Genomic DNA, 6,340 nt, shown 5'->3' with positions numbered 1-6,340 from the left:
GCCCTCGCCAACTTCGACCGCTGGCTCATCGCCGCGACGACGCGCCAGCGGACGATCTGGGGCAACATCCAGCTGGCGATCCCCCGGTTCCTGCTGGCGCTGGTCATCGGCGCCGTGCTGTCCACGCCGCTGACCCTCCAGGTGTTCGGTGGCGAGATCAACAACGAGCTGAAGGTCATGCAGGCGGAGCAGCAGGCGGCGTTCACCCAGCAGCTCGCCTCCGACCCCCGGTTCCGGGGCCTCCCCCAGCAACGGGCGGAGCTGAACCGGTTGCAGCACGAGCTCACCACACCGGTGGCCGAGGACGCGGTCTACGGCAACCCCGAGGTCGCCGACCTCCGCACGCGGCTCGCCGACCTCGACGGGCAACTCAGCGTCGCCGAGCAGGCCGTGGTGTGCGAGAAGGAGGGCACCTGCGGCAGCGGCGTGGTCGGCGCCGGGCCGGCCTTCCACGAGAAGGTGGACCTGCGGGACCGGCTCCGGCGGCAGCGGCAACAGACCCAGGCCGCACTGACGGCCAAGACGGCGCAGGTCCGCCGCGAGCTCGGCACCCAGCAGGCCGAGCAGCACCGGGCGACCCGGCAGCAGGTCGCGTCCCTGCGCGCGCAGGTCATCACGGCACAGGCCGAGCGGGATCGCGAGCTCGCGGCACAAGCCACGGCCGTCCGCAACGGAGACGGCCTGCTGGCCCGCCTGGAGGCCCTCGAGCGGATCAGCAGCGGCGACCGGGTGATGCTCGCCGCGCACCTGGCCCTCTTCCTGTTCCTCACCTCGATCGAGTGCCTGCCCGTCCTGTTCAAGCTGATGCTGAACCTCGCCAAGCCGACGCTCTACGAGCTGCTCGGCACCCTCGAGGACGAAGCCAGCTACGACGCCGCGGTCAGCGCCTTCCGGGCGACCCGCGAGCGGCAGCAGATCGATGTGCAGGCCGCCTTGGACACGCAGCGGCGGGTGGCCGCCGGGCAGATGAGTGTGGAGGTGAGCGCACACCAGCAGGCGTTCGACGCCCAGCAGGAGCTCGCCGAGGAGGCGATCGCGGTGTGGCAGCTCCGCCAGCGGCAACGACTGCAGGAGGACCCCGACGCGTTCGTGGTGGACGCACCACCCACCAGCGCCGCCCGCCGCCCGAGCCATCCGAGCCACCCGAGCCACCCGGTGCCCGCGCGGTAGCCGAGCGCGGCGCACCTCCCATCGAGGCGGGAGGCGGCGCGCCTCAGGTGCTGCGCAGGTCCTGACCCGGAGGGAACCGCACACTCCCCCACGGATGTATGCCGTGCACGGCCAGCGCCTCGCGGGCCCGGCCCCAGCGCCGGTCGTCGCGGTAGCTCAGCCACTGTGGGACCAGGTCCAGGTCACCGATGATGCGGCGGAAGCGGGAGAAGGCGCCCTTGCCCTCGATCGCGTCCAGCAGCCGGGCGCGGTGCCGCTCGTCGGGCAGCTGCAGGCTGAACGCCTCCATGTCGCGCCACTCGGTGTCGCCGAGGTCGCCCAGCCACAGCCAGCTGTCGTCCCCTTCGACGTCGACCGCCTGATCCTCTCCCACCTCCATCGGGTCGGTGAGGAAGGACGGGACCACGTCGCCGGTGACCACGTTGAGGTAGCACCCGTCGTCGCCGAGCTCGCCGCCGTGGGGAGCCGAGGTCAGCTCGTCGAGGTCGACCGGGACCATCCGCCCGGGCGGCTCGGTGCCGTCCGCGGCGGCCCGCAGGTCCTCGGCCAGCAGGTCATCGCCCTCCCAGTCACGGCCGTCCAACTGTGCGGCGACGGCAAGCACGGCCGGCCGGAGCCGCTCCCGGTCACCCGGGGACGCACCCAGGTAGCGAGCCAGGAGGCCGTCCCCCACCTGCTGGAGGGCCGAGCCGAGGTCGGCGCCGGTCACCACCGTGAGCAGGTCGTCGACCGAGTCGCCGTGGCGGGCCACCCGGAAGGCGCGCAGGTCCAGCACCGCCCCACCGTGGCCGGGCCGGCCGTGCTCGCTCGTCGCGGTGGGTGCTCCGCCCTCGGCCGCGGCCCGGGCCGCCCGTGAGCCGCGCGCGGTGCCGAACGGAGACCAGTCCACCGGCTCGGCCGACGGGCGGCCCCACACGACCAGGACCTTCAGCGGCCTGGAGCCGGTGTTGCGCAGGTCGTGCTCGGCACCGACCGGCGCCAGGACGGCGTCACCCGGACCGAGGTCGTGCTCTTCCTCGTCCACCCGCATCCGCGCCGACCCCTCGATGACGAGGTAGAGCTCCTCGAGCGGCTCGTCGTCGGGGTGCGCGTGCATCCCCTCGGAGCCGCCGGGCGGCAGCTCCCACAGCTGGACCGCGACCGGCAGCCGGGACCGGTCCAGGAAGTACCACTGCACCCGCATGGGCAGCGCACCGTGGTGCATGTCGTGGTCGAAGGCGGTCTCGCCCGCGCGTTCCAGCATCGTGATCACTTCCTGTGGTAGCGCCGGTGCAGCGCCTGCATCGCGTCCGTGAACTCCTCGACCGGACCGACCACCGCCACCCCGGGGGCGACCTGCTGCACCGGAAGCGCCGCCACCGGTCCCTCCGGGACACCCCACGAGGACAGCCACGCGGTCAGCTGGGCCGAGCTCACGGCATACACGATCCGGTGCAGACCGACCCAGGCGTGGGCTGCCGCGCACATGGGGCAGTGCTCGCCGGAGGTGTAGACGGTGGCGCCGGAACGGGCGTCGGGTGAGAGGTGCTCGGCCGCCCACCGCGCCAGGGCGAACTCCGGGTGCCGGGTGCGGTCGCCGGTCGCGACGACGCGGTTGCGGTCCTCGGCGAGCCCGGTGCCGTCGGCGGCGACGAGGACCGACCCGAACGGCTCGTCCCCGGCCGCGAGCGCCTCCTCGGCGAGCTCGACACACCGCTGCAGGTGGCGGCGCTCGTCGTCGGTGACCGTCATTGAGCTCATCGGCTGGGGCCTCCTCGGTTCGGTGGGCGCGGGTCCGACGCTACGCGACAACGGCCGGTTCCGGGACTGCCGGCCGGCACCGGCCACCGGGACAAGGATGGGGGCCCGCCCTGAGGCGAGCCCCCCGTCCAGCACGGTGTCGTTTCCGCCCGGGATCAGGGCGCGGGAGCCACCGTGCTGGCCTGCGACCAGGGCGAGGAGCCGAGGACGTTGCTGGCGGCCACCCGGACGTACCAGGTCACCCGCGAGACGCCGCCGGTGGTGTACGTCGTGGTGTTGGCCGGCACCGTCGCCGAGCTCACGCCCGAGGCGAAGGTGGGTGAGGTGCTCCATTGGACGGTGTAGCCCGTCTCGTTCGGCAGGTCACCCCACGTCACCGTGATCTTCTCGTTGTTGCCGTTGCGGACCGCCGTCGCCGAGGCGATGCTCGGGGCGGCGGGGGCGTCCACCGAGATCGTCGCCGGACCGGCCGTGGCGGCACCCGCGGCGTTGACGGCGCTGACCCGGTAGGAGTAGGTCGTGCCCGTGGTCACGGCCTTGTCGGTGTAGGTCATGCTCCCCGTGGTCTTGCCCGCCGGCAGCGTGGCCAGCACCGAGTAGGCGCCGTCGCCGGTCGCCCGCTCGACCTGGTAGCCGGACTCGTTGGTGGCGTTGTCGGTCCACGCGAGCCGGACCTGCGGACCCGACTGGAGCGTCGCGGTCAGGGCCGTGGGGGCCGCGGGCTTGTTGACGCCCACCGGCTCGCTGCTCTGTGAGCGGGCCGTCATGGAGGGGAACGCCCCGCCGAAGCCGACCGTGTTCAGCGCGGTGACCCGGTAGAGGTACGGCGTGGTCACGCTGGCCGTCGGGTCCGTGAAGGTGCGCTTCTCGTGGACGTTCGGCTTGTCCAGCGGCGAGGTGACCGTGCCGACCAGCGACCACGTCTTCCCGTCGGAGCTGCGCTCGACCTCGAAGGCGGTCTCCGTGATCGAGTTGTCGTTCCAGGACAACGTGATCCGTGCGTTCTTCCCGGTTCCCACCGTGGCGGCCAGCCCGTCGGGACGGATCGGCGGCAGGGCCACCGACTCCGGACGCATCATGTCCATCTCCTCGTGGCTGAGGATGTGGCAGTGGATGACGTACTCCCAGCCGAAGTTGGCCAGCGTGTTGGCGATCGGTGTCGTCGGGTTGCCTTGCGGATCGATGTTGTTGAACCCGGTGGTGTCCCCGAGCGGCATCATCGGGTTGAGCGCCCGGATGGAGTTGGGCACCTCGAACGGCACCTCGGGGATGATCGGCCGCAGCGCGACGATCGTGTCCTCCAGCGGCGACATCCGCACGGTGTCCTTCCAGCCCAGCTCGTTCGGGTCCGGCGGGATGATGATGTTGTCCCACGTGACCCGGTTGATGACCTGCACGTCATACAGGTGGAAGTGGATCGGGTGCGTGTCCACGCCGTTGTGGGTGAACCGCCAGATCTGCGTCCCGTCCGTGTTGTCGGCGATCGGGGTGACCTTGACGTCGTCGGCCGGTTCACCGGTCGTGGCGTCGTAGGTGACGTGCTGCTTGGGCAGCTTGGTGCCGTCGATCAGCTCGGTCGCCGGGTTCACGTACGGGTAGAGCGTCACGTTCTGCAGTCCAGGGGTCGGCGGCTGGGCTTCCACACCGAGGTTGGCTGTCATCCGGCCGAACTCGTCGAACGTGGAGGCATTCATCTCATCGTGGATCGCCTTGGGCTCCACGTGGAGACTCAGCTTCTGGCCCTGGTTGCGCAGCGTGTTGAACCCGAACGTCGTGCTGTCGTCCACCCGCGCCAGGCCGTCACACTTGCCCACCGTGCTGCCCGGCACGTTGCAGTTGCTGCTCGCCGCGAACGTCGAGCCGTATGCCGTGTTGTAGCCGACCTGCCCGACGATCACCGGGTGCTGGCTCGACTCGAAGACGCCGGTGCCGTTCACGTTGTGCTTGAACGCGTTCCGGAGCTTGGTGAGGTCATAGGCAGGCGCCGGGGTGGTGTCGGCGATGGTGACCTGCATGAAGGTCCGGGTGTTCGGGCCGTAGCCGGGCATCGTGGTCGGCGCGCCGCTCGGGCTCAGGTCCGGGCCGCCGGTGTAGTAGTCGTACTGCGGGACGCGGGCCGGGAAGGCCGCGGGTGCGTCGTTGTAGAGGATCAGCGTCTTGCCCGCGAACTTCGAGAAGTCCACGATCGCGTCCGCCCGCTCGGCCGGCGCCAGCAACAGCGAGTGCTTGTCGACGTTGCCGACGTCGAACCTCGTCGGGTCGGTGATGTAGGTCGTCGGCTGCTGGCCATCGATCACCGCCGGTGACGGCAGGAACCCGCCCTCGCTGGCGATCTGCACCCAGTCCGGCCCGGCAGCGTTGTTGTTGCTGTCGACCGGGGTCGGTGCGACCACCGGGTCGGTCTGGGCCGCCTCGAGCTCGGACGGCTTCAACGCCACCTCGGTCTTGCCGTTGCCCTGCTTCGGATCGGCGACGTACCACTGGAAGTTGAAGAACCGGTCGTTCGCCGCGTTGAGCATCCGCAGCCGGTAGGTCTTCGGTTGCAGCGTCACCGTGGGGTAGGCGACACCGTTGACCACCGGGGTGTCGTTGAACTGCTCCATGCCTGCGGAGATGTTCGGCGTGCCGGGGATCTTCTCCGGCTCGCAGAACGGCTCCATCTGGTACTGCCAGGTGGACGGCTGGTCCAGCTTGCAGCTGGCGTCGTAGTACGGGTTCGGAATCGGCCCGTACTTCGTGTCCGACGCCGGCGGCCAGAACCACGGGCCGTACATCCAACGCCCGTAGGGGCTCAGGCCGGTCGGGTCGCCGGGGTTCTGCGCGGGCATGTAGACGTGGTGGTACCACAGGCTGCCCTTGCCGCCCCACCGCGTGGCGTCCCACGTCGGGTCCTGCCCGTATGACGTGGTGTCGCCGTTGGCGTCCTTCTGGTCGTACAGCTGCTCGTCACCGGGCACGAAGGTCTTGTCCTGGACGATGAGTGGCAGGGTGGAGTCGGTGCCGGGAATGACGCCGTCCCGGACGAGCCGCTTCTCGGCGTCGTCGGTGATCGTGTAGCCGGCCGCCTCGCCGGCATACACGTTCAGCCGGGTGATGCCCCACGAGTGGTCGTGGTAGAACATCAGTCGCGCGCTCTGCTGGTTGGTGTAGAAGAACGTCTCGCAGCCGTCGTCCTTCGGCGCGCACCTGGTGGCACCGTTGGCGTCCTTCATGTCCGGGACGTTCTGCACCGCCACGCCTTGCGGCCACGGGGTGTTCTCGTTGGCCGGCGTGATCCACTGGTGCGGGGTGCCGTCACTGATCCACGGCGTGATGCCGCCGTGCAGGTGCAGCGTGGCGCGGTTGTCCTTGAAGCACATCGACGACTTCGACGGCTCGGTGCACAGCGGGTTGCGGACCTCGTCCATCACCGAGCTCTTGTCCACCGGCG

The 6,340-nt window shown here is 70.5% G+C and carries 4 protein-coding genes; 1 reads left to right on the top strand and 3 read right to left on the bottom strand.

Annotated features, from left to right (window positions below):
• Positions 1 to 1,170 (top strand): DUF4407 domain-containing protein (locus VFL99_RS11240; RefSeq protein WP_325106446.1); only part of this gene is annotated, 1,170 nt, incomplete at its 5' end.
• A 43-nt stretch (positions 1,171 to 1,213) separates the two neighbouring features.
• Here VFL99_RS11240 and VFL99_RS11235 read toward each other — a convergent pair.
• From VFL99_RS11235 to VFL99_RS11225, 3 genes are all read right to left on the bottom strand, one after another.
• The gene (locus VFL99_RS11235; protein ID WP_325106445.1) at positions 1,214 to 2,413 is read right to left on the bottom strand and encodes a cupin domain-containing protein; all 1,200 of its coding nucleotides are present in this window, start codon (positions 2,411 to 2,413) and stop codon (positions 1,214 to 1,216) included.
• Between the two features lie 5 nt (positions 2,414 to 2,418).
• On the bottom strand, positions 2,419 to 2,901 hold the full coding sequence (locus VFL99_RS11230) for a nucleoside deaminase (protein WP_325106447.1): 483 nt from the start codon (positions 2,899 to 2,901) through the stop codon (positions 2,419 to 2,421).
• A 164-nt stretch (positions 2,902 to 3,065) separates the two neighbouring features.
• The coding region (locus tag VFL99_RS11225) for a multicopper oxidase domain-containing protein (protein ID WP_325106444.1) at positions 3,066 to 6,340 on the bottom strand (3,275 nt) is incomplete at its 5' end.

The sequence above is a fragment of the Segeticoccus sp. genome (genome assembly GCF_035708005.1).
This window is presented reverse-complemented; position numbering and strand designations above follow the sequence as displayed.